A 24,552-nucleotide genomic window follows, 5' to 3' on the forward strand; every position below is an offset into this window, starting at 1 on the left:
CGGGGTCTAACCCGGCAGAAGGAGGAAGACGTGTGCACCCGCGCCTCCCGGCCCCTTGCTTCCTCAGGTAAGGAAGCGGCGGTCCACATAACCGATATGGTTCGTTATGTCAATAGAAAAGTGCCGATAGCGCCTATAAACAAAGGCGCCGCCGTCCCGGATGGAACGGCGGCGCCCCGAGAGAGCCGCGAAAGGAGCTACGCGGCGGGTTCTAGAAGCTGCCCCTGACGATGAACGAATAACGCCGGTCGTTCATGAAGTAGGAGCGCGGAGCCAGCGCGGCGGGATCGCCGGTGTAGGCCTGCAAGGTCTTGGTGACCTCGTTGAGCAGGTTCACACCCTGGACGCCGATCTTGATCTGCGGAGTGACGCTGAAGAAGATCGACCCGTCGAGCTGTCCGGTCGCTGCGTTGAAGATCGAGAAGTACGGAATGATCACGTCCGAAGCCGTGAGCAGGAACTTCGACCGCCAGTTGTAGGCGGCGCGAATGCTGATCGGGCCTTTCTCGTAGAACGCTGCGACGTTGAAGTTGTGCTTCGACAGCTGCTCGAGGGGCAGGTGGCCGGGTGGCACCGGCGAGGTGTTGGCGACGCCGCCGCCGTTGAGGAAGCTGTTCGGCAGGCCCGAGCTGTCGATGTAGGTGTAGTTCGCGCTCATCCCCAGGCCCGAGAGGAGCCCCGGCAGGAAATCGTAGGTCTGCTGATAGGCGACCTCGAAACCCTTGATCTTGCCGTGGCCATTGTAGTTCGCGGGTCCGCGGATGATGATGTCGCGCGACTGGCCGAGGTCGTTGGTGAACTGCTCGGTGCGAACCGACTGGTAGAAGAAGTTCGTGACGTCCTTGTAGAACGCATCGAACGTCAGCGAGCCGACCCGGGCGAAATACCACTCGGCGGTGACGTCGAACTGCCACGCCGTCGCCGGCTTCAAGGTCGGATCGCCGGCGGTGGCGGTCAGGTTGCCGGTCGTGTCGAGCCCCGCCGTGAAGTAGTCGCGAATATAGCCGTTCTGCGGCCGGGTGAGGACCTTGGAGCCGGCGAAGCGCAGGATCACGTCGTCGCTCACGCCGAGCTTGAGGTTCAGGCTCGGCAGGAAGTAGTCGTAGTGATTCTTCACCGTCTCGGCGACGGGGGTGCTGTTGGCGACGAAATCGCGCAGGGCCTGATAGCCGGCAGCGCCGAGATTGCAGACGCCGCCGGGCCGCGAAGGCGCCCCGAACGGCCGGTTGGCAATGGCGCAGCGTGTATTATAGTCCTGGTTGATTCCCAGCGCCTGCTGCGTGCCGATGCCGATCACGCCCGACGAGTTCAAGTGCGTGGACACCCAGCGCACCCCGATGTTGCCTGAGAGGCGCAGCATGCCGTCGCTCTCGAACTTGATCTGGGTGTAAGCCGCGAAGTCCTTCTGGTCGACCGGCTGGATTTCCGACGGCAGGTAAGGCGTGCCGGCGATGACGCCGGCCCGGTCGCTGAGCTGGTTCCAGGTCGAGCTGCCTCCCTGAGCGGAATACAAGGCTTCGATGCCGTGGGCGAAATCGACGCCGCTGGCGTAACCCTTGGTCAGGTTGCCGTTGTAGTAGTAGCCTCCCGGCGGGCCGGGAACCTCACCGCGGAAGAAGTTCGGGAATTCGTAGAACGAGATCCTGCTCTGGTCGACGTCGGCGAAGTTGATCGGGCGGTTGCCGCCCCACACTTCGCTCAGCATGCCCCAGTTGTAGGTCGTGTAGCGAACCGTCTGGCTGGCATCCGAATAACGGGCGCCGGCCTTGACGCTGCGGATGAACGAGCCGTCGTCGAACTTGTACTCGAGGTCGCCCTTCAGTGCGTACTGGTGGCCGGTGCTGTTCTCGATGTGATCCATCGCCGAACGCCAGAACTGGAAGTGCGGATCGGTGAAGTAGGTCTCGTCGGTCGCCGCGGCCAATTGCGGGCTCGGCGCGGACCAGGTGTAGGACAGCGTGCTCGGCTTGTGCGGAATGATCACCGGCAGGTTGCCGGTCAGGTCGAGCTCCTGGTCGGTGAAGTTGGAGCCCCACAGTCCGAAGTCGAGGTTCTGCACGTGTGACTTGGCGTACTGCGCATCGCCCCACAGGGTCAGCCTGTCGGTCAGCTCGGACCTGAAGTTGAGGCCCCAGTCCTGGTTGAGCGTCTCTTCGTGAACCTGGCGGTTGACGAGAGCCGATTGCATGCCGCCGATCGGCACGTAGGGATCGCCAGGCCCGTTGGTCGCACCGCGCCAGCCGTTGTTCGGGTTGGTGATGTAGCCCGACTGGAACAGGTTGTTCGAATCGTAGACGTAGTTCTCGAACCCGCCCATCGGGCACTGCGCGCGCGCTTGCTGCGAAGCGTTCGGCGCCGGGAGGCCGGCGCTGTCGATCGAGATCGGGCCGTTGGCGTTCTGCTGGCAGCCGAGCGGATAAGTATTGTAATCCGACAGGTCGGACGAGGTCTCGAAGGTCTTCTCGCCCCAGTTGTTGACCGAGTGAGACCGAATGTACTCGGCGGTGACCACGGTGCCATGATCGGCCGTTTCGAACTGGGCGGCGGCGGAGAAACCGTCACGCTTGCGGTCGAACTCCTGCGTGCGGAACTGGCCGCCGATCGGCGCATAGCGGACGCTGGCATAGTCGGCAAAGCCGTCGGCGCCCGGCGTTTCGGGCGTGCCGCAGTTTGAGCCGCCCGGCGGCAGCGTCATCGTGTCGGTGTCGCTGGGCAGCGGGTTGCGGCAGACGAGCGTGTCGGTGGTGTTCGAGGCGCGCACCCGGGTGTTGTCGCGCGTCTGGAAGTTCGAGATCTGCGCGCCGTCGGCGCGGCTCTTGATCTCCGAGTACGAGCCGCTGAGCAGGATCCCGAAGGTGCCGCCGCCGGCGGTATCCCAGGTCTTGCTGATCAATCCGGAGAACGTCGGCGTCCACTTCTTGCGGAAGTCGCCGTAGTTGGCCTCGCCGTCGAACGCGATGTGGAAGCCCTTGTTGTCGAACGGCTTGCGGGTGTTGAGGTTGACCGTGCCGGCCAGGCCGCCCTCGATCATCTCGGCGGTCGCGTTCTTGGAGACGATCACCGAGCCGAGCAGCTCGGAGGGAACGTCGGCGAAGTTGAGCGCCTGGCCGTTGACGCCGGCCGCGAAGGAGGTGCGCCCGTTGAACTCCGAACGAACGAAGGTGAGGCCGCGGATGGCCACGCCCGAACCTTCGACCGAGAAGTGGTCGGGGTCGTTCGATCCGGCGAAACGGTTGATCTCGACGCCGGGGAGGCGCTGCAGCGCCTCGGTCACCGAACGGTCGGGCAGGGCGCCGATGTCCTGCGCGGTGATCGCGTCGACCACGGTGTCCGATTCGCGCTTGATGTTCTGCGCGGTCGCCAGGCTCTGGCGGATGCCGGAGACGACGATCTCGTTGCCGTTGGCGTCTTTGGTGGTGTCGCCCGCCGGCGGGGCAGGCGGATTGTCCTGCGCGTAAGCCCCCGCCGAAGCGAGCAGCGCACCGACCGCAAACAGCGAAGCGCCGCCCCTCAGCGAGCGCCGCAGCATCTTCGTGGTACCCGAATCGACCGTCAAACGATCGTACCGTGACTTAGCCACGAGCCGTCCTCCCCCATGTTAGCGCTACCAATTTGCGGCAGGCTTTTGCTTTTTCAATCGTGCTGATTATGCGGTAAGACGCGCTTTGGCAAGAGCCTCTCGTCTGCGGTGAAGTGAAAATCGGGAAGGGTTGTGGATGAATCGGGCTGACGGCGACCGAAGCCGAGGTAGCGATACCGAAATCGGCCGGGTGGTGATCGTCGGCGGGGGTACCGCGGGGTGGATGGCGGCAGCCGCGTTCTCGCGTTTCCTCAACAACGGGCGACGCCGGATCACCCTCGTCGAATCGGACGCCATCGGCACGATCGGCGTCGGCGAGGCGACGATTCCGCCGCTGATCACCTTCAATCAGATGCTCGACATCAATGAGAACGCCTTCCTCAAGGCCACGAGGGGCACGTTCAAGCTGGGCATCCAGTTCGTCGACTGGGGTCGTGCCGGCGACAGCTATTTCCATCCCTTCGGCACCTACGGGCAGGACCTCAACGGTGTCTCGTTCCATCAGTTGTGGCTGCGCGAGGTCGCCCGCGGCGCCGATCCCGGCAGCCTCGACGAGTATTGCGTCAGCGCCCTCGCCGCCAAGTCGGGCCGCTTCGGCCGCCCGGCGCCTGGCGCGAAGTCCGCCATATCCAGCCTGTTCTACGCCTTCCACTTCGACGCCAGCCTCTACGCGCGGCACTTGCGCGATCTGGCCGAACGGCAGGGTGCCGAGCGGCGGGAGGGCACGATCGTCAAAGTCCACCGCGACGGCGAAAGCGGCGACGTGACGGCGGTCGAGCTCGCCGGCGGCGAGGTGGTCGAGGGCGACCTGTTCATCGACTGCTCAGGCTTTCGCGCGCTGCTGATCGGGGAGGAGCCCGGCGCCACATGGGACGACTGGAGCCGATGGCTGCCGTGCGACCGGGCGATCGCGGTGCCGACCGCGCTCGCCGGGCCGCCGGAGCCGTTCACCCGCTCCACGGCGCGGCCGGCGGGCTGGCAATGGCGCATCCCCCTTCAGCACCGGATGGGCAACGGCCATGTCTTTTCGAGTCAGTACATGGACGAGGACGAGGCTCGCACGATCCTGCTTGCCAACCTCGAAGGCGAAGTGCTCGCCGAGCCGCGGACGATCCGCTTCGCCGCCGGCCGGCGCAAGAACAGCTGGAGCCGCAACGTCGTTGCCCTGGGATTGTCCTCGGGCTTCATCGAGCCGCTCGAATCGACCAGCATTCACCTGATCCAGAACGGCATCCAGCGGCTCCTGGCGCTGTTCCCCGACGAGCCGATCAGCCCGGTCGAACGCGACGAGTACAACCGCGGGATGGGCGAGCTCTACGACGACGTGCGCGATTTCATCATCCTCCACTACAAGATGACCCAGCGCGACGACACGGCGTTCTGGCGCTACGTCCGTGACATGGAGATTCCCGAGGGCCTGGCGCGCAAGATCGAGCTGTGGCGGCTGCACGGGCGGATCTTCAGGGAGAACGCCGAGCTGTTCGGCACCGCCAGTTGGGTCGCGGTCATGCTCGGCCAGAACCTGTGGCCCGAGGCTCACGAGCCGCTGGCCGATTCGCTGGACGAGAACAAGGTGGCACAGGCCATGGCGGCGATGCGGGCCCACTTCAGCAAGGCCGTCGAGTCGCTTCCGACGCAGGAGCAGTTCTTGCGCGCAGCCGGGGCGTGGGCCGGGGTAGGCGCGGGCGAAGAGATCATCGCGTGATCGGCGAACCGATCCGCAAGGTGGTCATCGTCGGCGGCGGCACCGCCGGGTGGATGGCCGCGGCGGCGCTGTCGCGGATCGTCGGCGGCTTCCCCGGCCTCGCGATCGAGCTGGTCGAGTCCGAGGCGATCGGCACCGTCGGCGTCGGCGAGGCGACGATCCCGCAGATCACCCATTTCAACGCCATGCTCGGGATCGACGAGAACGAGTTCGTGCGCGAGACCCACGCGACCTACAAGCTGGGCATCGAATTCGTCGACTGGACGCGGCCCGGCCACCGCTACATTCATCCGTTCGGCTCGCACGGGCTCGACATGCTGGGGATCGAATTCCACCATCACTGGCTCAAGGGCCGCACGCTCGGCGATACCAGCGAGCTCGACGCCTATTCGATCGCCGCGGTGGCCGCCAAGGCCGGCAAGATGGCCTGGCCGACGCCCGAGAATCCGAAGTCGCCGCTGAGCAAGCTCGGTTACGCCTTCCAGTTCGACGCCGGCCGCTACGCCCGCTACTTGCGCGGCCGCGCCGAGCACCAGGGCGTCACCCGCACCGAAGGCCGCATCACCTCGGTCGAGCGCGACGGCGAGAGCGGCTTCGTTACCGCCGTGGTGCTCGAAAGCGGCGCCCGGGTGGAAGGGGAGCTGTTCATCGATTGCTCGGGCTTCCGCGCCCTGCTGATCGGGGAGGAGCTGGGCGTTCCGTTCGTCGACTGGAGCCACTGGCTACCGTGCGATCGCGCGGTGGCAATTCCCTGCACCCTCGCCGGGACCAGCGAGCCGCTGACCCGCTCGACCGCGCGCCCGGCCGGCTGGCAATGGCGGATCCCGTTGCAGCACCGCATCGGCAACGGTCACGTCTACTGCTCGGCGCACATGAGCGACGACGAAGCGATCCACCTGCTGCTGGCGAACCTCGACGGCGAACCGCTCGCCGAGCCCAACCGCCTGCGCTTCACCGCCGGCCACCGGGCGAGGGCGTGGGACAGGAACGTCGTCGCGCTGGGCCTCGCCGGCGGCTTCCTCGAGCCGCTCGAATCGACCGCCATCTATCTCGTGCAGACCGGCATTGCCCAGCTGATGACGCTGTTCCCGACCCGCGCCTTCGGCGAGGCCGAGATCGAGCGCTACAACCGGCTGACCGAGCGCGAATACGTCGACATCCGCGATTTCCTGGTACTGCACTATCGCGCCACCGAGCGCGACGACACGGCCTTCTGGGACTATTGCCGCAACCTCGATCCGCCCGAAGGGCTGGAGGAAAAGCTCGCCCTGTTCCGCTCGTCGGGACGGATATTCCGCGAGCACCACGAACTGTTCACCGAGAGCAGCTGGCTCGCCGCGATGGTCGGCCAGGGCATTGCCGCCGGCGGCTATCACCCGGTCGCCGACATGCTGTCCGACGCCGAGACGCTCGACCGGCTTGCCCACATCCGCGCGGTGATCGCCCGCACCGTCGAACAGATGCCGACGCAGGAGCAGTTCCTCGCCGCCAACGGGTCGGCGATCGATGCCTCGCTCCGGTTGAGCGCGTGACCGGCCTGCCCGCGCCGCAACCGATCCGCGAGGTCGCGGAGGTCGATCTGGCCCGCTTCCGCGACGAGATCCGCCCGGCGGGCGAACCGGTCGTCATGCGCGCCCTGGTGCGCGACTGGCCCGCGGTTGCCGCGGCGCGCGAAAGCGACGCGGCGATTGTCGACTATCTGGTCGCTTGCCGCCCGGCGCGGCCGATCCAGGCCATCGCCGCGCGGCCGGAGGAGAACGGCCGCTTCTTCTACAACGCCGACATGACCGGGCTCAACTTCATCCAGGGCCGCGGCCGGCTCGAGGACTTCCTGCGCGACCTGCTCCTCGCGAAAGGCTCGGAGCACCCACCGGCGATGGCCGTCCAGTCGGAAATCCTGCCGGAAGTCCTGCCGGCCTTTGCCGAGGCGAACCGCCTGGCTCTCGTGCCGGGGATCGCGCCGCGCATCTGGATCGGCAATCGCATTCGCGTCGCTCCGCATTACGACATCAAGGAGAACATCGCCTGCTGCGTTGCCGGGCGCCGCCGCTTCACCTTGTTCCCCCCGGCGCAGCTGGCGAACATGTATCCCGGCCCGTTCGAAATCACCCCGGCCGGCACCCCGGTAAGCATGGTCGATCCGCAGGCGCCCGACCTGGCGCGCTACCCGAAGTTTCGCCAGGCCTGGGCGGCGGCGCAGCAAGCCGAGCTCGAACCGGGCGATGCCCTCTACATTCCTTACACCTGGTGGCACGGCGTCGAATCGCTCGAGCCGGTCAGCATCCTGGTCAACTACTGGTGGAACGACGCTCCGGAGGGGGTCGCACCGGCCTACGACGCCCTGCTGCACGCGATGCTGGCGTTTCGCCATCTTCCGCCGGGCGATCGGGAAATCTGGAAGATGATGCTCGATCATTACGTGTTCGAGGCGAACGGCGATCCGGCCGCTCACCTGCCCGAGCATGCCAAGGGGATCATGGCCCCGGCGAGCCCGGCCTTGTTCGCCCGGCTGCGCGCGGCGCTGAAGGAAGCGTTCGGCCGGTCCTAACCGGCCATCGTTTGCCGCATCCACTCGCCATAAGGCGGCGCGGCGTTCACCGCTGCCGCGGCACGGGCCTCGAAGGCGCGCGCCAGATGTTCATCCGACCCGTCGCCGGCCAGCGCCAGCGGTCCTTCGCCCTGCGGACGGCCGAGCGCCTGGAGCAGGGCGCCGAATTCCTGCACCAGCATCGGCGCATCCTCGGAAAACGGCACCCGTCCGCGGCGGCCGAACTGGTCGAGCGTGCGGTCGAGCTCGGCCGAGCAGACGAGCCCGGGAAATCGCGCCACCGCAACGGGGGCGGCATAATGCGCGGCGAGCCAGTCGCAGGCGCGGTCGGCCATCATCGAGGCGCGGCGGTTGAACTCCGCGCGCTCGGCCGGATCGACGGTCCGGCCGGGCAGCAATTCGAGCAGCAGCGCCAGTTGCCGATGCGCGAGATCCTGCGCGATCCCGCCGAGCGGCTCGAGCTGCGCGGCGGCGTCGCCGAGGGCGACGACATTTCCGAGCCACGGTGCCTCGGCGCGGCCGGGCGCGAAGGGAACCAGGGCCGAGGGCTCGGCACCGAGGGCGGCGCGCATCGCCGCGCCGTCCGCTTCGCCGGCCAGTGCGAGCACCGCCAGCCGGCCGTCGCGGCCGCCGAGTTCCCAGCGCCAGCCGAGCGGCGTCCAGGTCGCCCGGTCTTCGAGCGCGAGGATCCCTTCGCCGGACAGGCCCATGAGCACCGCGCGCGAAGGGATTTGCCCACCCCAGTCGACCCACCGTGCGCCGGGCATCTTGGAAAGCAGCATCGCGCCCGAACCGCTGCAGTCGATGAACAGGTCGGCCGCCAACTCGCCGCCGCCATCGATGGCCAGCGCGGCGATGCCGCCGTCGCTGTCCGGGACCACGCTGAGAACCGCCCGCCGCTCGTGCTGGACGCCGAGTGTCTCGGCGATGCCGATCAGGTGCGCGCGGTAAGCGGGTACGTTCCAGCGCAGCGCATAGTCGACTTCGGCCAGCGGCGAGTCCGCCTCGCCCGAAGGCGGCGCGAAGCGGCCCGCGGCGGCGAGCACTTCGCCGAGCGAGCGCGGCGGCGCGCCGGTTTCGGCGTTGCGCGGCCCGCCGCCCCACTCGCGGGCGAAGGCGGTCTTCATCGCCGGATCGATTGCCGCGCCATAGCCGGCCGCGCGCTGCCATGCGGGGCCGTTGCCGCCGAAATAGCGCGTGACCAGCCGATGGCTCGCGCCGGCCTGGCGGACCAGATCCTCCTCCTCGATCCCGAGCCGGTCGTGAAAGCGGTTGGTGAACGGCAGCGCGGTTCCAAAGCGCTCGGCGAAGGCCGCCGGGTCGGGCGGTATCGCGATGACCACCACTTCCGTTCGCGGCAGCGCGCGGCGCAGCGCGACCGCGGCGAGCACGCCGAGCGGCCCGTCGCCGAAGACGACGATGCGCTGCGGCAGTTCGCGCGGTTCGCTCATGATTGCATAGCCAGCCGCCGCTCGTTGGCGGTCAGGAACTCGCGGTGGCCGGGCATCGCCCCGACCTCGGCGACGATGGCGTTGCGCAGCGCGGCCATCGCCCGCGCGACTTGCTCGGGATCGGGCAATCGCACGCGCGCGTCGTGCCGCTCGGGCCAGACCCCCTGGCCGAGGTACACGGCGATCCAGCTGGCGTCGTAGAACAGCCCGTCGGAGTATTTCTCGACCCGTCCCGCCTCGCGCCACAGCGCCATCTTTTCGGCCAGGGTGTCGGGCACGGCCATCGTGCGCACGTGGTTCCAGAACTCCGAATCGTCGCGCGTGGTGGCGTGGAAGTGGAGGATCAGGAAGTCGCGCACACGGTCGTATTCCATGTCGACCAGGCGGTTGAATTCGTCGCGGTCGCGCGGGTCAATGGGGCCGCCGATCGGGAACAGCTCGATCAGGTAAGTGATCGCCATCTGCGAGAGATAGATCGAGGTCGATTCGAGCGGCTCGAGGAAACCGCTGGAGAGCCCGACGGCGATGACGTTCTTCTGCCAGCTCGCCTTGCGCCGCCCGGCGCGGAAGCGCAGCACGCGCGGATCGGCGAGGGGCTTGCCGTCGACAGCGCCGACGATCGCCGCGCAAGCCTCGTCCTCGGAGAGGAACTGGCTCGCGAAGACGTAGCCGTTGCCCATCCGGTGCTGCAGCGGAATGCGCCAGCGCCATCCCGCGGGCATGGCGATGGCGGCGGTGAAGGGGGTGATCTCCTCGCTCACATGGCTGCACGGCAGCGCAGCGGCGCGGTCGCACGGAAGCCAGCCAGACCAGTCCTCCCACTCCTCGCCCAGGGTGGTGCCGAGCAGCAGCGAGCGGAAGCCCGAGCAGTCGACGAACAGGTCGCCGGCGATCTCCTGCCCGCTTTCGAGCTCCAGCGCGGTGACGTCGCCGCTTTCGGGGTCCTGCCGCACTTCGACGACCTTGCCTTCGATCCGGTCGACCCCGAGGGTCTTGCCGTGCTCGCGCAGGAATGGCCCGAACAGCGTGGCGTCGAACTGGTAGGCGTAGCCGTACGTCGAGTTGAGCGTGCCGTCGGTGGTCGGCGGGCGGAACTTGCCCGCCAGCGCGGCGGTCACCGCGAGCGAGTAGTGGCCGATCGGCTCGGCCAGGCCCAGGCGCTGCAGCTCGAGCCAGTAGTGATGGAACGGCACCCCGGCGACTTCCTCGCCGAACGTGCCGAACGGGTGGACGTAGCTCTCGCCGATCCGGCCGAAGTCCTGGAAGTCGATACCCAGCTTGTAGGTCGCATGGGTCGCCTGCATGAACGCGGCCTCGTCGATGCCGAGCCGCTCGACGAAGCCGCGGATGTGCGGCAGCGTCGCCTCGCCGACCCCGACGATGCCGATGTCCTCGCTCTCGACCAGCGTAACCGTGACCAGCGGCCCGAGCAGCTTGGCGAGCGCGCACGCGCTCATCCACCCGGCGGTTCCGCCGCCGAGGACGACGACGCGCAAGGGCGACGGGCGTTCGCTCATGTCCGCGAGACTAGAGCGGCGCGGGCGCTCACGCCAGCGCCGCTCTCAGGCCTAGCCCAGCGGGGTCGTCGCGACCTCGGCGTCGCCCGCCGCGGTCGGGGCGGTCCAGCCTTCCATTTCCTCGAGCTCCTTGCCCTTGGTTTCCTTGATGAAGGCGCGGACGAGGAAGAAGCTGATCACCGCGCTGGCGGTGTAGAAGGCGTAAGTCGCGGCGAGGCCGAGGCTGTCGGCCATCCACGGGAAGATCTGCACCACCAGGAAGTTGGCTCCCCACTGGGCGAACCCGGCCACCGCCAGCGCCGAGCCGCGGATCTGGTTGGGGAACATCTCGCCGAGCATGACCCACATCACCGGGCCCCAGCTGAAGTTGAAGAAGATCACGTAGAGGTTGGCGGCGACCAGCGCGACCCAGCCTTGCGTCGGGGCGAGGATCAGGTTGCCGGCGGCGTCGGTGCCGGCGGCGCTGAACGCCCAGGTCATCGCCCCGAGGGTCACCGCCATGCCGACCGAACCGATCAGCAGCAGCGGCTTGCGGCCGATCTTGTCGATCAGCATGATCGCCGCGAACACCGCCGCGATCGATACCAGCCCGGAGACCACGTTGCGCTCGAGCGCGGCGGATTCGGACACCCCGGCGAGCTTCCACAGCGTCTCGCCGTAATAGAAGATGATGTTGATGCCGACGAACTGCTGGAACGTCGCCAGGAGGATTCCGGCCCAGACGATCGGGCGGAACACGGTGCCCGGCACGAACACGTCGGCGATGCGCGGGCGATGATCGCCGGCAAAGCTCGCCTGGATGTCGCCGACCTTGCGCTCGGCTTCGGCGGGACCGAACAGGCTGGTGAGGACCTTGAGGGCCTCTGCCTTGCGCCCCTTGCTGACGAGGTAGCGGGGGCTCTCCGGAATGAAGAACAGCGCGACGAGGAACACCACCGCGGGCAGCGCCTGGGCGAGATACATCCAGCGCCAGGCTTTGACGCCGGCGAGTTCGCCGAGCGAATCGCCGGCCGCGTTGGCGACGAAGTAGTTGACCACGAACGCCGCTGTCAGGCCGGTGATGATCATCACCTGCTGCACGGTCGTCAGCCGCCCGCGAATGTTCGCCGGGGCGACTTCGGAGATGTACAGCGGGCTGAGCACGCTCGCCGCGCCGACCGCCATGCCCCCGCAGAAGCGGGCGATGACGAAGATGGTGTGGTCGTGCGTGAGGCCCTGCGTCACGGCGCCGGCGACGAACAGCGCCGCGGCGATGAGCATCACGTTGCGGCGGCCCATCACGTCGGCGAGGCGGCCGGCGAGCGCCGCGCCGACGGCGCAGCCGATCAGCAGCGAGCCGACCGTGAAGCCGAGCGTGGCGGGCGTGAGATTGAATTCCGCGGTCAGGCCGGTCTGGGTGCCGTTGACCGCACCCGAGTCGTAGCCGAACAGCAGGCCGCCGATGGTGGCGACGGCGACGATCGCCGAGATCAGCGCCATGTTCACGCCGGTACGCGAATTGCTCATAAGGTCCTCTCCCCTCGCGCCTTTGGCAGCGCGTAATGTTAGCGCTACCTTACCGCGCGCAGCGGGTTCGGCAAGTGTCTTTGCGTCAAGATGCTCGTCTTGGCCTCAGAAGCCGTGGATCAGGCTCACGACGAGGGCGGTCGCGTCGGTCGCCCGGCCCGCCGGGCTGCCCTGGACCCGGCCCGAAAGATCGAGCCGCAAGGAAGTCGCTCCGAACTTGCGCGCGGCGCCGATCCGCCAGTCATACCGCTCGCGCGGGAGGAAGACGGGATGCAAGCCGAGATAGCTGAATACGCCTGCGTGAGCGCTCAGCACCCAATTGGGCGCCGGCTGGATCCCGCCGTCGACTTCGGCGTAAAGCGTCGACGTGCCGGCGCGATAATAGTCGGGCGAATAGCTGACCCGCGCGCTGACGTGCGGTGCGGCCACGCCGAGGTACAGCTCGGTATAGGCCAGGCGCCGGTTGCCGTAGGCGTAGTAATAGACCGACCGCGATACGCCCGCGTCGAGCGACACTTGCGGTGTGACCCGCAGCGCATAGCCGCCGTTGACCTGGAACCCGGCGAACTCCGGCTCGCCGTCGTGGAGGCTGCCGATGGCCGTCGCGCCGATATAGACCCCCGAGGGATCGTCGTAGGACAGCGACAGCGAGGCCGCCGGATCGCCTTCGCTGACCGAATACCCGCGCACGCGGTAATCGCTGAGCACTGCGCCCTCGACGGCGACCTGGGCAGAGACGGGGGCCGGGAAAACGCCGGCCGCAGCGATAGCCGCTGTTGCAAGGCAGCTCATCCCGCGGGATCGCCAAGGCTGTCGGAACGGCAAGGGTGTCATCGGCCGCGCGAGGGGTAACATCTCGCATGAGGGCTGAAAAGCGGGCCCTGACGGTCGCGTCGCGATTCAATCCGCGTCGGCGCGCTCGGGCCCGATCGCAGCGAGCATCGCGGCGAGGCGGGCCCGGCTGGCCGCGTCGAGACGTCCGAACATGCGCTCCTCGTGCGCCCTCACGCGTTCCAGCGCGGCGGAAAACACGTCCGCTCCCACTGCCGTCAGGGTCAGGGTAATGGCTCGGCGGTCGCTCGGCGCCTGCCCCTTTTCGATCCAGCCGGCCGCCGCCATGTCGGCGACCAGGCTGACCATGTTGGCGCGCTGGATGTCGAGCAGCCGAGCGGCGGCGCCCTGGGCGATGCCCGGATTGGCCTGCACGACCGAGAGCAAGCCGATCATGCCGCGGGTAATCCCGAGCGACCCCAGCTCCGCTTCGAAATCGCGCCGCACTTCGTTCCACGCCCGGCGAAGGCGGTAACCGAGCAGCCCGTCGAGGGGCCCGAGAGCGAGGGTCCGCGGCTGGGATCGGCGTGCCATGAGCCAACAATAACGACTTTATTGCGGATGCAAACTTGTTATACGGTACAACAAACAAATCCGGAGAGATCGACATGGCCACGCCCACTTTCGAACGACACAACCCGATGACCGGAGAGGTCGCTTCCTCTGCCCCCGCGATGGGCGCGGCCGATGTGCCGGCGATTGCCGCGCGGGCGAAGCAGGGATTCGCCGCCTGGTCGAAATTCGGGCCCAATGCCCGCCGCGCCGTGCTGACGAAGGCCGCTGATGCGCTGATGGCGCGCAAGGATGCGTTCGTCGCGGCGATGATGGGCGAAATCGGGGCGACCGCCGGCTGGGCGATGTTCAACCTCGCCCTCGCCGCCGGCATGGTGCGCGAGGCGGCCTCGCTGACCACGCAGATCGGCGGTGAGGTCATTCCCTCCGACCACGAAGGCACCATCGCCATGGCCTTGCGCGAACCGGTCGGCGTCATTCTCGGGATTGCCCCATGGAATGCGCCGATCATCCTCGGCGTGCGGGCCATTGCCGTGCCGCTCGCCTGCGGCAACAGCGTCATCCTCAAGGCCAGCGAGAGCTGCCCGCGCACGCACGCGCTGATCATCGAGGCTTTCGCCGACGCGGGTTTCCCCGAAGGTGTGGTCAACGTGGTGACCAACGCGCCGCAAGATGCCGCCGAGGTGGTCGGCGCGCTGATCGACGCACCCGAAGTGAAGCGGATCAACTTCACCGGCTCCACGGCGGTCGGCAAGATCATCGCCAAGCGGGCGGCCGAGCACCTCAAGCCGGTCCTGCTCGAGCTCGGCGGCAAGGCGCCGATGCTGGTGCTCGAGGATGCCGACCTCGACGAAGCAGTGAAGGCGGCGGCGTTCGGCGCCTATATGAACCAGGGCCAGATCTGCATGTCGACCGAACGGATCATCGTGGTCGAAAGCGTGGCGGACGAATTTGCCGCCAGGTTCGCGGCAAAGGTCAAGTCGATGCCGGTGGGCGACCCGGCGGCGGGCAACACCCCGCTCGGCGCGGTGGTGGACCGCAAGACGGTCGACAAGTGCTATGGGCTGATCCAGGACGCCATCGAGAAGGGCGCCGAGTTGCTCACCGGCGGCGAAACGACGCACAACGTGCTCATGCCGGCGCACCTCGTCGACAAGGTCACGCCCGACATGAAGCTGTTCCGCGACGAAAGCTTCGGACCCGTCGTCGGCATCGCCCGCGCACGCGACGAGGCCCACGCGATCGAGCTCGCCAACGACACTGAGTACGGTCTCTCGGCCGCGGTGTTCACCCGCGACACGGCGCGTGGAATCAAGGTCGCGCGGCAAATCGAATCGGGCATCTGCCACGTCAACGCCTCGACCGTGTCGGACGAGCCGCAAATGCCGTTCGGCGGCATGAAGGCCTCGGGCTACGGCCGCTTTGGCGGCAAGGCGGGGATCGACGCCTTTACCGAGCTGCGCTGGATCACCTTCGAGACCGAACCCGGCCACTACCCCATCTGAGGGCCCTGCGATGAAGACCCAGGTGTGTATCGTCGGCGCCGGGCCGGCCGGGCTTCTCCTCGGCCACCTGCTGCGCGCGGAGGGCATCGAGTGCGTGGTGATCGAGCGGCGCTCGCCCGATTACGTGCTCGGCCGCATCCGTGCGGGCGTGCTCGAGCGGGTCACCGTCTCGCTGATGGAGCGGCTCGGGCTCGACGCCCGGCTCAAGGCCGAGGGCCTGCCGCACGACGGCTTCAACCTCGCCGACGGCGAGCGGCTGGTGCGGATCGACCTGGCAGGCCTGACCGGCCAGCACGTCGTGGTCTACGGGCAGACCGAGCTGACCAGGGACCTGATGGACGCGAGCGAGGAGCGCGGCCTCGAGGTGATCTACGAGGTCGAGGACGTCGCCCTCCACGATGTCGACGGCGACGCGCCGTTCGTCACCTTCAGCAAGGGCGGCGCCGGGCAGCGCATCGACTGCCGCATCATCGCCGGCTGCGACGGGTTCCACGGGCCGAGCCGCCGGGCGGTCCCGGCGAGCGTCGGCAAGGATTACGAGCGCGAATACCCGTTCGGCTGGCTCGGCATTCTCGCCGACGTGCCGCCGTGCAACCACGAGCTGATCTACGCCAACCACGAGCGCGGCTTCGCGCTCGCCTCGATGCGCAGCAAGACGCGCAGCCGTTATTACGTCGATGTGCCGCTGACCGACCGGATCGAGGACTGGCCGGACGAGCGGGTCTGGGACGAGCTGGCGATCCGCCTCGGGCCCGAGGCGGCCGCGCACATGACCCGAGGCCCCGCGCTCGAGAAGTCGATCGCCCCGCTGCGCAGCTTCGTGTTCGCGCCGATGCGCCACGGCAGCCTGCTGCTGTGCGGCGATGCGGCGCACATCGTCCCGCCGACCGGGGCCAAGGGCCTCAACCTCGCGGCGAGCGATGTGCATTACGCCGCCGAGGCGCTGCTCGGCTTCTTCAAGCGCGGCGATGCCGATGCGATCGCCGGCTATTCCGACAAGGCGCTCGCCCGGGTGTGGAAGTCCGAACGGTTCAGCTGGTCGCTGACCCGGCTGATGCACCGCTTTCCCGAGGACGGGCCGTTCGAGCGGGCGATGCAGGTCGCCGAACTCGACTACATCGCCTCCAGCCGCGCGGCGCAGACCAGCATCGCCGAGAACTACGTCGGGCTGCCGGTGTAGGCCGCTGCCACTTGCCCCCATTGGCGCACCCGGTTACGGCCGCAACTAAAGCGTAACACTCGCCGGGAGAGCGCATTGTCGGCCAACATCGAGGAGCTCGAACGCCGCCGCGCCGCCGCGCGCCTCGGCGGGGGCGAGAAGCGGGTCGCGGCGCAGCACGCCAAGGGCAAGCTGACCGCGCGCGAGCGGCTCGAGATCCTGCTCGACGAAGGCAGCTTCGAGGAGCTCGACATGTACGTCGAGCACAACGCCACCGACTTCGGTATGGACCAGCAGCGCGTGCCCGGCGACGGCGTGGTCACCGGCAGCGGCACGATCAACGGACGGCTGGTCTACGTCTTCAGCCAGGACTTCACCGTGTTCGGCGGTTCGCTGAGCGAGCGACACGCCCAGAAAATCTGCAAGGTCATGGACATGGCGATGAAGGTCGGCGCGCCGGTGATCGGGCTCAACGACTCAGGGGGCGCACGCATCCAGGAAGGCGTCGCCAGCCTCGCCGGCTATGCCGAGGTGTTCCAGAGGAACGTGCTCGCCTCGGGCGTGATACCGCAAGTCAGCCTGATCATGGGCCCGTGCGCGGGCGGCGCAGTCTATTCGCCGGCGATGACCGACTTCATCTTCATGGTGAAGGATTCGAGCTACATGTTCGTCACCGGTCCCGAGGTGGTGAAGACCGTCACCAACGAGGTCGTGACGCAGGAAGAGCTGGGCGGAGCGGTCACCCACACGACCAAGACCGGCGTTGCCGACCTGGCGTTCGAGAACGACATCGAGGCGCTGCTCGCCGCGCGCGAGTTCGTCAGCTACCTGCCGGAGAACAACCGCTCGGGCGTGCCCGAGCTGCCGACCGGCGATCCGTGGGACCGCATCGAGGACAGCCTGGACACGCTGATCCCGGCGAGCGCCAACCAGCCCTACGACATGCACGAGCTGGTGCGGAAGGTGCTCGACGAGGGCCAGTTCTTCGAAATCCAGCCGAACCACGGCGGCAATATCCTCTGCGGCTTCGGCCGGGTCGAGGGGCGCACGGTCGGCGTCGTCGCCAACCAGCCGATGGTGCTCGCCGGCGTGCTCGACATCAACGCCAGCCGCAAGGCCGCGCGCTTCGTGCGCTTCTGCGACGCGTTCTCCATCCCGATCGTGACCTTCGTCGACGTCCCCGGCTTCCTCCCCGGCACCGCGCAGGAGCTGGGCGGGATCATCAAGCACGGCAGCCAAGCTGCTGTTCGCCTATGCCGAGGCGACCGTGCCCAAGATCACCGTGATCACCCGCAAGGCCTATGGCGGCGCCTACGACGTCATGGCCTCCAAGCACTTGCGCGGCGACCTCAACTACGCCTGGCCGACCGCCGAAATCGCCGTGATGGGTGCCAAGGGCGCGGTCGAGATCATCTTCCGCTCCGAGCGCGACGATCCCGACAAGATCGCCGAGAAGACCAGGGAATACGAAGACCGCTTCGCCAACCCGTTCGTCGCCGCGAGCATGGGCTTCATCGACGAGGTGATCTATCCGCACTCGACCCGGCGGCGTATTGCGCTGGGGTTGCGGAAGCTGCGCAACAAGCAGCTCGAGAACCCGTGGAAGAAGCATGATAACCTGCCGCTGTGAGGTCTCTTGAAAGACGACGAGCCTGATTGGATTTTCGAGGAGCGTAAGGCGATTGCCCGCGACGCGATTGCGCGGTTTTTTGACGGCTCGGTAACACTCCTAAAGTGGGTTCTGACGTCCACTGCAGTTTTTCATTCGGCCGCATTGATCGCTGGTTTCAACTCTGAGCGCTTTGCTCCGATCATGTTCGCGGGACCGGCGTGGGCCTTTCTTGGAGGTATCGGACTAACCCTCGGCAGTGGCATCCTGCTTTCAATCGGTGCGGCCGATTATGCGGGAAACCTTACCAACTCACTTTGGAGAGGTGAGGGGCTAGATACGGTAGACAATAACACCTACGATCCTGAGCCGAATGCTACGATTGTAATCGGAGCTGCGCTTCTAGGACTATCGATAGCCGCGTTCATTTTAGGCGTCGGTTCCGCAGCATATCAGATTGGCAAATTGCCATCGCCAGCAGCACAAATAGAGAAAACTAAATGAAACTCGGGCGTCTCAACCATGTAGGTGTCGCCACGCCCACGCTCGACCGGGCGATCGCCTTCTGGCGCGAGACCATGGGCGCGGAGGTGATCCGCGAGCCGTTCGATTTGCCCGCTCAAGGCGTGCGGGTGTGCTTCGTCGATACCCCGAACGGCCAGGTCGAGCTGCTCGAACCGCTCGGCGAGGATTCGCCGATCGCCGGCTTCCTCGCGAAGAACCCGCTCGGCGGGCAGCATCACTTGTGCTTCGAGGTGCCCGAGATCCACGCGGCCAAGGCGTGGTTCGAAGGGCAGGGCTGCCGCGTGCTCGGCGAGCCCCGTATCGGCGCGCACGGGACGCCGATCTTCTTCGTCCACCCGAAGGACATGGGCGGCGTGCTGACCGAGATCATGGAGACGCCCCGTGACCACTAAGGGTGCGGCGACCACTGACGACTGGCAGGCTCGCGCCGCGAAGGAAACCAAGGGCAAGGCCCTGACCTGGCGCACGCCGGAGGGGATCGCGGTCAAGCCGCTCTACACCGCCGAGGATACCGCCAGCCTCGACCCCGGCCTGCCCGGCTTCGCGCCGTTCACTCGCGGGCCCTACGCCTCGATGTACGCCGGGCGCCCGTGGACCATCCGCCAGTACGCCGGGTTCTCGACCGCCGAGGATTCGAACGCGTTCTACCGCCGCAATCTCGCCGCCGGGCAGAAGGGTCTCTCGGTCGCGTTCGACCTCGCCACCCATCGCGGCTACGACAGCGACCACCCGCGCGTGGTCGGCGATGTCGGCAAGGCGGGGGTGGCGATCGACACCGTCGAGGACATGGAGATCCTCTTCTCGGGCATCCCGCTCGACACGATGAGCGTCAGCATGACGATGAACGGCGCGGTGCTGCCGGTGCTGGCGTTCTACATCGTCGCGGCGGAGAAGCAGGGCGTCAGCCAGGACCAGCTCAGCGGGACCATCCAGAACGACATCCTCAAGGAGTTCATGGTCCGCAACACCTACATCTACCCGCCCGGGCCGAGCATGCGGATCGTGTCGGACATCATCGCCTACTGCGCGGGCCACATGCCCAAGTTCAACTCGATCTCGATCTCGGGCTATCACATGCACGAGGCCGGGGCGACGGCTGTGCAGGAACTCGCCTTCACCATCGCCGACGGCAAGGAATATGCGAAGCGGGCGATGGCTGCGGGGCTGGCGCTCGACGACTTCGCGCCGCGCCTGTCGTTCTTCTTCGGCATCGGCATGAACCTGTTCATGGAAGTCGCCAAGCTGCGCGCCGCGCGCACGCTGTGGTGCGAGGTAATGGAAAGCCTCGGCGCGAAGGAGGAACGCAGCAAGGTCCTGCGCACCCATTGCCAAACCAGCGGCGTGAGCCTGCAGGAGCAGGACCCCTACAACAACGTGATCCGCACCACGATCGAGGCGCTGGCGGCGGTGCTCGGCGGCACGCAGAGCCTGCACACCAACGCCCTCGACGAGGCGCTGGCGCTCCCGACCGATTTCTCCGCGCGGATCGCACGCAACACCCAGCTGGTGCTGGAGGAGGAAACGGGGATCACCCACGTCGCCGATCCGCTCGGCGGGTCGTACTACGTCGAGGCGCTGACGGCTGAATTGGTGGAGAAGGCGGGGGCGCTGATCGCCGAGGTCGATGGGCTCGGCGGGATGACAGAGGCGGTGGCGAGCGGCATGCCCAAGCGGCTGATCGAGGAAGCCGCCGCCGCCAAGCAGGCGCGGGTCGACCGGGCCGAGGACGTCATCGTCGGGGTCAACAAGTTCGCGCTCGACGAGCACGCTGGAATCGACACGCTCGACATCGACAACCACAAGGTCCGCGACGGCCAGATCGCGCGCATCGCCAAGGCCCGCGCCGGGCGTGATGCGGCGAGGTGCCTGGCGGCTCTTGATGCCCTGACGGAGGGGGCGAGGGGCGGCGCGAACCTGCTCGAACTGTCGATCGAAGCGGCGCGTGCGAACGCCACGCTCGGCGAGATCTCCACCGCGCTCGAAATCGCCTTCGGCCGCTACGACACCGTGCCGACCCCGGTCACGGGCGTCTATTCGAAGGCCTACGCGGGCGACCCGCGCTATGCCCAGGTCCTCGAAGGCGTGCAGGCGGTCGGCCGCGCGCTCGGCCATGCGCCGAAGATCATGGTCGCCAAGATGGGCCAGGACGGCCACGACCGCGGCGCCAACGTGATCGCCAGCGCCTTTGCCGACATGGGCTTCGAGGTCGTCGCCGGCCCCCTGTTCCAGACCCCGCGCGAGACGTGCGCGATGGCGCTCGAGCGCGAGGTCGACGTCGTCGGCGCCTCGAGCCTCGCCGCCGGGCACAAGACGCTGATCCCCGAGCTGATCGAGGCCCTGCGCGAAGCCGGCCGGACCGACATCAAGGTCATCGCCGGCGGCGTGATCCCGCCGCAGGACTACGACTTCCTCCGCGAGGCCGGGGTGCAGGCGATCTTCCGCCCCGGCACCAACCTGCTGGACGCCGCCGAGGAAGTGCTACGGCTGCTCGGCCACAACATGCCGCCGCTGCGGGAGGCTGCGGAGTGAGGCGGAAGCTTATTCAAGCTCTCTTTGTCGTGCTCGGCCTGGCTTGGCTGGGTTACTCCGTATTCGATCCTTTTTGCGTCCACGTTCGGAGATTGCTTCGACGATCAGGTTTGCCAAAATTTCAAGAGCGCGTCGGCCCAACTGGTCTTCTGGCGCGGCTTGTGCGTCGCAATCATCCTAGTTCTTGCCTATCGTGTTTTCCGAGTGGAGCCTGAAGAGTGACCGCCTCCCATTGCCGTCACCCTGAACTTGTTTCAGGGTCCATCGCGCCCCACGACCATCCGCTTGAGAGGAAAAATGGATGCTGAAACAAGTTCAGCATGACGAACTAAGAAACGACTGGACCCGCGCCGAGATCGCCGCGCTGTTCGAGCTGCCGTTCACCGAGCTCGTGTTCCGCGCGGCCGAAGTGCACCGGGCGCACCACGCGGCCGGCGAGGTGCAGCTGTGCACGCTGCTCTCGATCAAGACCGGCGGGTGCCCGGAGGATTGCGGCTACTGCTCGCAGAGCGCCCACGCCGACAGCGGGGTCGAGGCGACCAAGCTGATGGACGTTCAGGCGGTGCTCCAGTCCGCCGCGCAGGCGAAGGACGCCGGCAGCCAGCGCTTCTGCATGGGCGCCGCCTGGCGCAATCCCAAGGACCGCGACATGCCGGCGATCGTCGAGATCGTACGCGGGGTGCGCGCGATGGGGCTGGAGACCTGCATGACGCTCGGCATGCTGACGCCCGCGCAGGCCGACCAGCTCGCCGAGGCCGGGCTCGACTACTACAACCATAACATCGACACCGGCCCCGAGTATTACGAGCGGGTCATCACCACCCGCAAGTTCGAGGACCGGCTGGAGACGCTCGACAACGTCCGCGCGGCGGGGATCAACGTCTGCTCGGGCGGGATCGTCGGCATGGGCGAGACGCGCGAGGACCGCGTCGGCTTCGTCCACACGCTGGCGACGCTGGAGCGGCATCCCGAAAGCGTGCCGGTCAACGCGCTGGTGCCGGTCAAGGGCACCGTTCTCGGCGACATGCTCGAAGGCACGCCCCTGGCGAAGATCGACGACATCGAGTTCGTCCGCACGGTGGCCGCGGCGCGGATCACCATGCCGCTGAGCATGGTGCGGCTGTCCGCCGGGCGCGAGAGCATGAGCGAGGCGACCCAGGCGCTGTGCTTCATGGCCGGCGCGAACTCGATCTTCACCGGCGACAAGCTGTTAACCGCGCCGAATGCCGGCGACGACGAGGACGCCGCGCTGTTCGCCAAGCTCGGGCTGACGGCGCTGCGCGGCGAGGAGCCGATGCGGGCGTGTGCGAGGGCGGAGGCGGCGGAGTGAGGCGCGTTGCACCAGCCTTAATCGTCCTCCTGGTGGTGATCCTCATCGCTTTCGGGATGTTTCGTTCCGGCATGTTCATGCACGGTGATTGAGGTGGGCTGCGCTTTCTCCACTCGTCGTGCTGAACTTGTTTCAGCATCCATTTCTCGTCCTGCTCCGTCCGTGCGTGGTGCGCGATGGACCCTGAAACAAGTTCAGGGTGACGAGCTTGGGGGGCGATAGGGTGTTCTCCAAAATCCTCATCGCCAATCGCGGCGAAATCGCCTGCCGGGTGATCCGCACCGCGCGGCGGATGGGGATCGCCACGGTCGCGGTCTATTCGGATGCCGACGCCCGCGCGCCGTTCGTCAGGCTGGCGGACGAGGCAGTGAACATCGGCCCGGCGCCGGCGGCCGAGAGCTATCTCGTGCCCGAAAAGATCATCGCCGCGTGCAAGGCGACCGGGGCCGAGGCGGTGCATCCGGGTTACGGCTTCCTGTCCGAGCGGGCGAGCTTCGTCGAGGCGCTGGAGTCCGAAGGGATCGCCTTCATCGGGCCTCCCGCCAGCGCCATCGCGGCGATGGGCGACAAGATCGAAAGCAAGAAGCTGGCGCAGGCCGCGGGGGTCAACGTCGTCCCCGGCTTCCTCGGCGAGATCGCCGATACCGAGCACGCCGTGCGGATCGCCGGCGAGATCGGCTATCCGGTGATGATGAAGGCCAGCGCCGGCGGCGGCGGCAAGGGCATGCGCCTCGCCTGGTCTGAACAGGACGTGCGCGAGGGCTTCGAGGCGACCAAGCGCGAGGGGCTCAACTCGTTCGGCGACGACCGGGTGTTCATCGAGAAGTTCATCGAGGACCCGCGCCACATCGAGATCCAGCTGCTCGGCGACAAGCACGGGACCGTGCTCTACCTCAACGAGCGCGAGTGCAGCATCCAGCGGCGCCACCAGAAGGTGGTCGAGGAAGCACCGTCGCCGTTCGTCACGCCCAAGATGCGCCAGGCGATGGGCGAGCAGTGCGTCGCGCTGGCGCAGGCGGTCGGGTATCACTCGGCGGGCACGGTCGAGCTGATCGTTTCGGGCGCGGACCCGACCGGCGAGAGCTTCTACTTCCTCGAAATGAACACCCGCCTGCAGGTCGAGCATCCGGTGACCGAGGCGATTACCGGGATCGACCTGGTCGAGCAGATGATCCGCGTCGCCGCGGGCGAGAAGCTGGCGTTTTCGCAAACGGACGTCGGCATAAACGGCTGGTCGATCGAAAGCCGGGTCTACGCCGAGGACCCCTATCGCGGCTTCCTGCCGAGTACCGGGCGGCTGGTGCGGTACGGGCCGCCTGAGGCGAAATTCCACCAGGCGCCGGGCGAAACCGACGGCGAGGCCTACGTCCGCCTCGACGACGGCGTTGCCGAAGGCGGCGAAGTGTCGATGTTCTACGACCCGATGATCGCCAAGCTGATCACCTGGGCGCCGACGCGGGGCGAAGCCGCGGCGTTGCAGGTGGCGGCGCTCGACGCGTTCCGCATCGAGGGGCTCGGCCACAACGTCGATTTCCTCAGCGCGATCATGCAGCACCCGCGCTTCCTCGCCGGCGAGCTGACCACGGGCTTCATCGCCGAGGAATGGCCCGACGGCTTCCACGGCGCCCCGGCGAGCGAGGAATTGCTCAACGCCGTCGCCGCGATCGCCGCCGGCATCGAATGCTCGCACCGCGCGCGGGCCGGGCAGACCAGCGGCAAGATCAACGGCATCCCCGCGAACCTGTCCGACTGGGTCGTGACGATGACCGGCCGCGACTTCGCGGTGACGCTCGCCGAAGGCCACGCAATCGTCGACGGAAATCGCGTCGGGGGCCATTGCGACTGGCGGCCCGGCGATGCCATCGCAGTCGCCACCGGCGACGGGCACACGCTTGGCCTGATCGTCCGCCGCGACGGCGTCCACTGGCGCATAACCACCCACGGGCGGACTCACCGCGCGCTGGTCCTCCCGGCCAAGGTCGCCCCGCTCGCCCGGCACATGATCGAGAAAGTCCCGCCGGACCTGTCGAAGTTCCTCCTCGCGCCGATGCCCGGATTGCTCACGCAATTGCTCGTCGCGCCGGGCGACAAGGTCGTGGCCGGCCAGCCGCTGGCGGTGGTCGAGGCGATGAAGATGGAAAACATCCTCCGCGCCGAGCGCAGCGCAACCGTCACGGCGGCCAACTTCGCGCCCGGCGAAAGCCTCGCGGTCGATGCGGCGATCCTCGAGTTTGACTAGGGGGT

Annotated in this window: 16 protein-coding genes and 1 pseudogene; 11 read left to right on the forward strand and 6 right to left on the reverse strand. The window is 67.4% G+C overall.

The genetic code is table 11. The annotated features are described in order from the left end of the window. Positions 1 to 211 precede the first annotated feature (211 nt). Complete coding sequence (locus G7B69_RS10375) at positions 212 to 3,580, reverse strand: TonB-dependent receptor (protein WP_243415116.1); 3,369 nt, start codon at positions 3,578 to 3,580, stop codon at positions 212 to 214. A 136-nt stretch (positions 3,581 to 3,716) separates the two neighbouring features. Between G7B69_RS10375 and G7B69_RS10380 the strand changes: the two genes are divergently transcribed. The 3 genes from G7B69_RS10380 to G7B69_RS10390 are packed head-to-tail and all read left to right on the forward strand — an operon-like array spanning position 3,717 to position 7,833. Then, complete coding sequence (locus G7B69_RS10380; RefSeq protein WP_166178940.1) at positions 3,717 to 5,285, forward strand: tryptophan halogenase family protein; 1,569 nt, start codon at positions 3,717 to 3,719, stop codon at positions 5,283 to 5,285. After that, a complete protein-coding gene (locus tag G7B69_RS10385; RefSeq protein ID WP_166178942.1) occupies positions 5,282 to 6,817 on the forward strand; it encodes a tryptophan halogenase family protein in 1,536 nt (511 codons plus the stop codon). The genes G7B69_RS10380 and G7B69_RS10385 overlap by 4 nt, the downstream gene beginning before the upstream one ends. Beyond that, positions 6,814 to 7,833: a cupin-like domain-containing protein gene (locus G7B69_RS10390; RefSeq protein ID WP_243415117.1), complete on the forward strand. Its 1,020-nt coding sequence runs from the start codon at positions 6,814 to 6,816 to the stop codon at positions 7,831 to 7,833. Before G7B69_RS10385 ends, G7B69_RS10390 begins: the two co-directional genes overlap by 4 nt. Here G7B69_RS10390 and G7B69_RS10395 read toward each other — a convergent pair. From G7B69_RS10395 to G7B69_RS10415, 5 genes are all read right to left on the reverse strand, one after another. Then, on the reverse strand, positions 7,830 to 9,284 hold the full coding sequence (locus G7B69_RS10395; protein WP_166178944.1) for a tryptophan 7-halogenase: 1,455 nt from the start codon (positions 9,282 to 9,284) through the stop codon (positions 7,830 to 7,832). The two genes, G7B69_RS10390 and G7B69_RS10395, sit on opposite strands and share 4 nt — an antisense overlap. Beyond that, entirely contained in the window at positions 9,281 to 10,801 is a 1,521-nt protein-coding gene (locus G7B69_RS10400; RefSeq protein ID WP_166178946.1) for a tryptophan halogenase family protein, read from the reverse strand. Before G7B69_RS10400 ends, G7B69_RS10395 begins: the two co-directional genes overlap by 4 nt. A gap of 51 nt (positions 10,802 to 10,852) precedes the next feature. Beyond that, positions 10,853 to 12,307, reverse strand: coding sequence for a sugar porter family MFS transporter (locus tag G7B69_RS10405; protein WP_166178948.1), 1,455 nt, complete (start codon positions 12,305 to 12,307; stop codon positions 10,853 to 10,855). Between the two features lie 105 nt (positions 12,308 to 12,412). Next, positions 12,413 to 13,099, reverse strand: a complete 687-nt coding sequence (locus G7B69_RS10410) for a TorF family putative porin (RefSeq protein ID WP_166178950.1) — start codon at positions 13,097 to 13,099, stop codon at positions 12,413 to 12,415. A 108-nt stretch (positions 13,100 to 13,207) separates the two neighbouring features. Further along, a complete protein-coding gene (locus G7B69_RS10415; RefSeq protein ID WP_166178952.1) occupies positions 13,208 to 13,672 on the reverse strand; it encodes a MarR family winged helix-turn-helix transcriptional regulator in 465 nt (154 codons plus the stop codon). 74 nt (positions 13,673 to 13,746) lie between these two features. On the opposite strand from G7B69_RS10415, the gene G7B69_RS10420 reads away from it, so the two are divergent. The 8 genes and pseudogenes from G7B69_RS10420 (at position 13,747) to G7B69_RS10455 (ending at position 24,547) form a co-directional block, all read left to right on the forward strand. After that, positions 13,747 to 15,156, forward strand: coding sequence for an aldehyde dehydrogenase (locus G7B69_RS10420; protein ID WP_166178954.1), 1,410 nt, complete (start codon positions 13,747 to 13,749; stop codon positions 15,154 to 15,156). 10 nt (positions 15,157 to 15,166) lie between these two features. Further along, positions 15,167 to 16,336, forward strand: coding sequence for a 4-hydroxybenzoate 3-monooxygenase (pobA, locus tag G7B69_RS10425; RefSeq protein WP_166178956.1), 1,170 nt, complete (start codon positions 15,167 to 15,169; stop codon positions 16,334 to 16,336). A gap of 75 nt (positions 16,337 to 16,411) precedes the next feature. Next, positions 16,412 to 17,945, forward strand: a pseudogene (locus G7B69_RS10430) (acyl-CoA carboxylase subunit beta). A 6-nt stretch (positions 17,946 to 17,951) separates the two neighbouring features. Further along, entirely contained in the window at positions 17,952 to 18,428 is a 477-nt protein-coding gene (locus G7B69_RS10435) for a hypothetical protein (RefSeq protein ID WP_166178958.1), read from the forward strand. Next, a complete protein-coding gene (gene mce, locus G7B69_RS10440; RefSeq protein ID WP_166178960.1) occupies positions 18,425 to 18,841 on the forward strand; it encodes a methylmalonyl-CoA epimerase in 417 nt (138 codons plus the stop codon). The genes G7B69_RS10435 and mce overlap by 4 nt, the downstream gene beginning before the upstream one ends. Then, positions 18,831 to 20,978: a methylmalonyl-CoA mutase gene (gene scpA / locus G7B69_RS10445; protein ID WP_166178962.1), complete on the forward strand. Its 2,148-nt coding sequence runs from the start codon at positions 18,831 to 18,833 to the stop codon at positions 20,976 to 20,978. Before mce ends, scpA begins: the two co-directional genes overlap by 11 nt. 301 nt (positions 20,979 to 21,279) lie before the next feature. After that, a complete protein-coding gene (gene bioB / locus G7B69_RS10450) occupies positions 21,280 to 22,308 on the forward strand; it encodes a biotin synthase BioB (protein ID WP_166178964.1) in 1,029 nt (342 codons plus the stop codon). 223 nt (positions 22,309 to 22,531) lie between these two features. Then, on the forward strand, positions 22,532 to 24,547 hold the full coding sequence (locus G7B69_RS10455) for an acetyl-CoA carboxylase biotin carboxylase subunit (RefSeq protein WP_166178966.1): 2,016 nt from the start codon (positions 22,532 to 22,534) through the stop codon (positions 24,545 to 24,547). Positions 24,548 to 24,552 lie beyond the last annotated feature (5 nt).

Origin of the sequence: Croceibacterium segetis (assembly GCF_011320115.1) — a bacterium.
GTDB classification, from domain to species: domain Bacteria; phylum Pseudomonadota; class Alphaproteobacteria; order Sphingomonadales; family Sphingomonadaceae; genus Croceibacterium_B; species Croceibacterium_B segetis.

Bases quoted from the DNA above. Each gene is read 5' to 3' on its own strand.
- G7B69_RS10380 (WP_166178940.1), top strand. From the start codon at position 3,717: ATGAATCGGGCTGACGGCGACCGAAGCCGAGGTAGCGATACCGAAATC.
- G7B69_RS10395 (WP_166178944.1), bottom strand. From the start codon at position 9,284: ATGAGCGAACCGCGCGAACTGCCGCAGCGCATCGTCGTCTTCGGCGAC.
- G7B69_RS10400 (WP_166178946.1), bottom strand. From the start codon at position 10,801: ATGAGCGAACGCCCGTCGCCCTTGCGCGTCGTCGTCCTCGGCGGCGGA.
- G7B69_RS10405 (WP_166178948.1), bottom strand. From the start codon at position 12,307: ATGAGCAATTCGCGTACCGGCGTGAACATGGCGCTGATCTCGGCGATC.
- G7B69_RS10410 (WP_166178950.1), bottom strand. From the start codon at position 13,099: ATGAGCTGCCTTGCAACAGCGGCTATCGCTGCGGCCGGCGTTTTCCCG.
- G7B69_RS10415 (WP_166178952.1), bottom strand. From the start codon at position 13,672: ATGGCACGCCGATCCCAGCCGCGGACCCTCGCTCTCGGGCCCCTCGAC.
- G7B69_RS10420 (WP_166178954.1), top strand. From the start codon at position 13,747: ATGGCCACGCCCACTTTCGAACGACACAACCCGATGACCGGAGAGGTC.
- pobA (WP_166178956.1), top strand. From the start codon at position 15,167: ATGAAGACCCAGGTGTGTATCGTCGGCGCCGGGCCGGCCGGGCTTCTC.
- mce (WP_166178960.1), top strand. From the start codon at position 18,425: ATGAAACTCGGGCGTCTCAACCATGTAGGTGTCGCCACGCCCACGCTC.
- bioB (WP_166178964.1), top strand. From the start codon at position 21,280: ATGCTGAAACAAGTTCAGCATGACGAACTAAGAAACGACTGGACCCGC.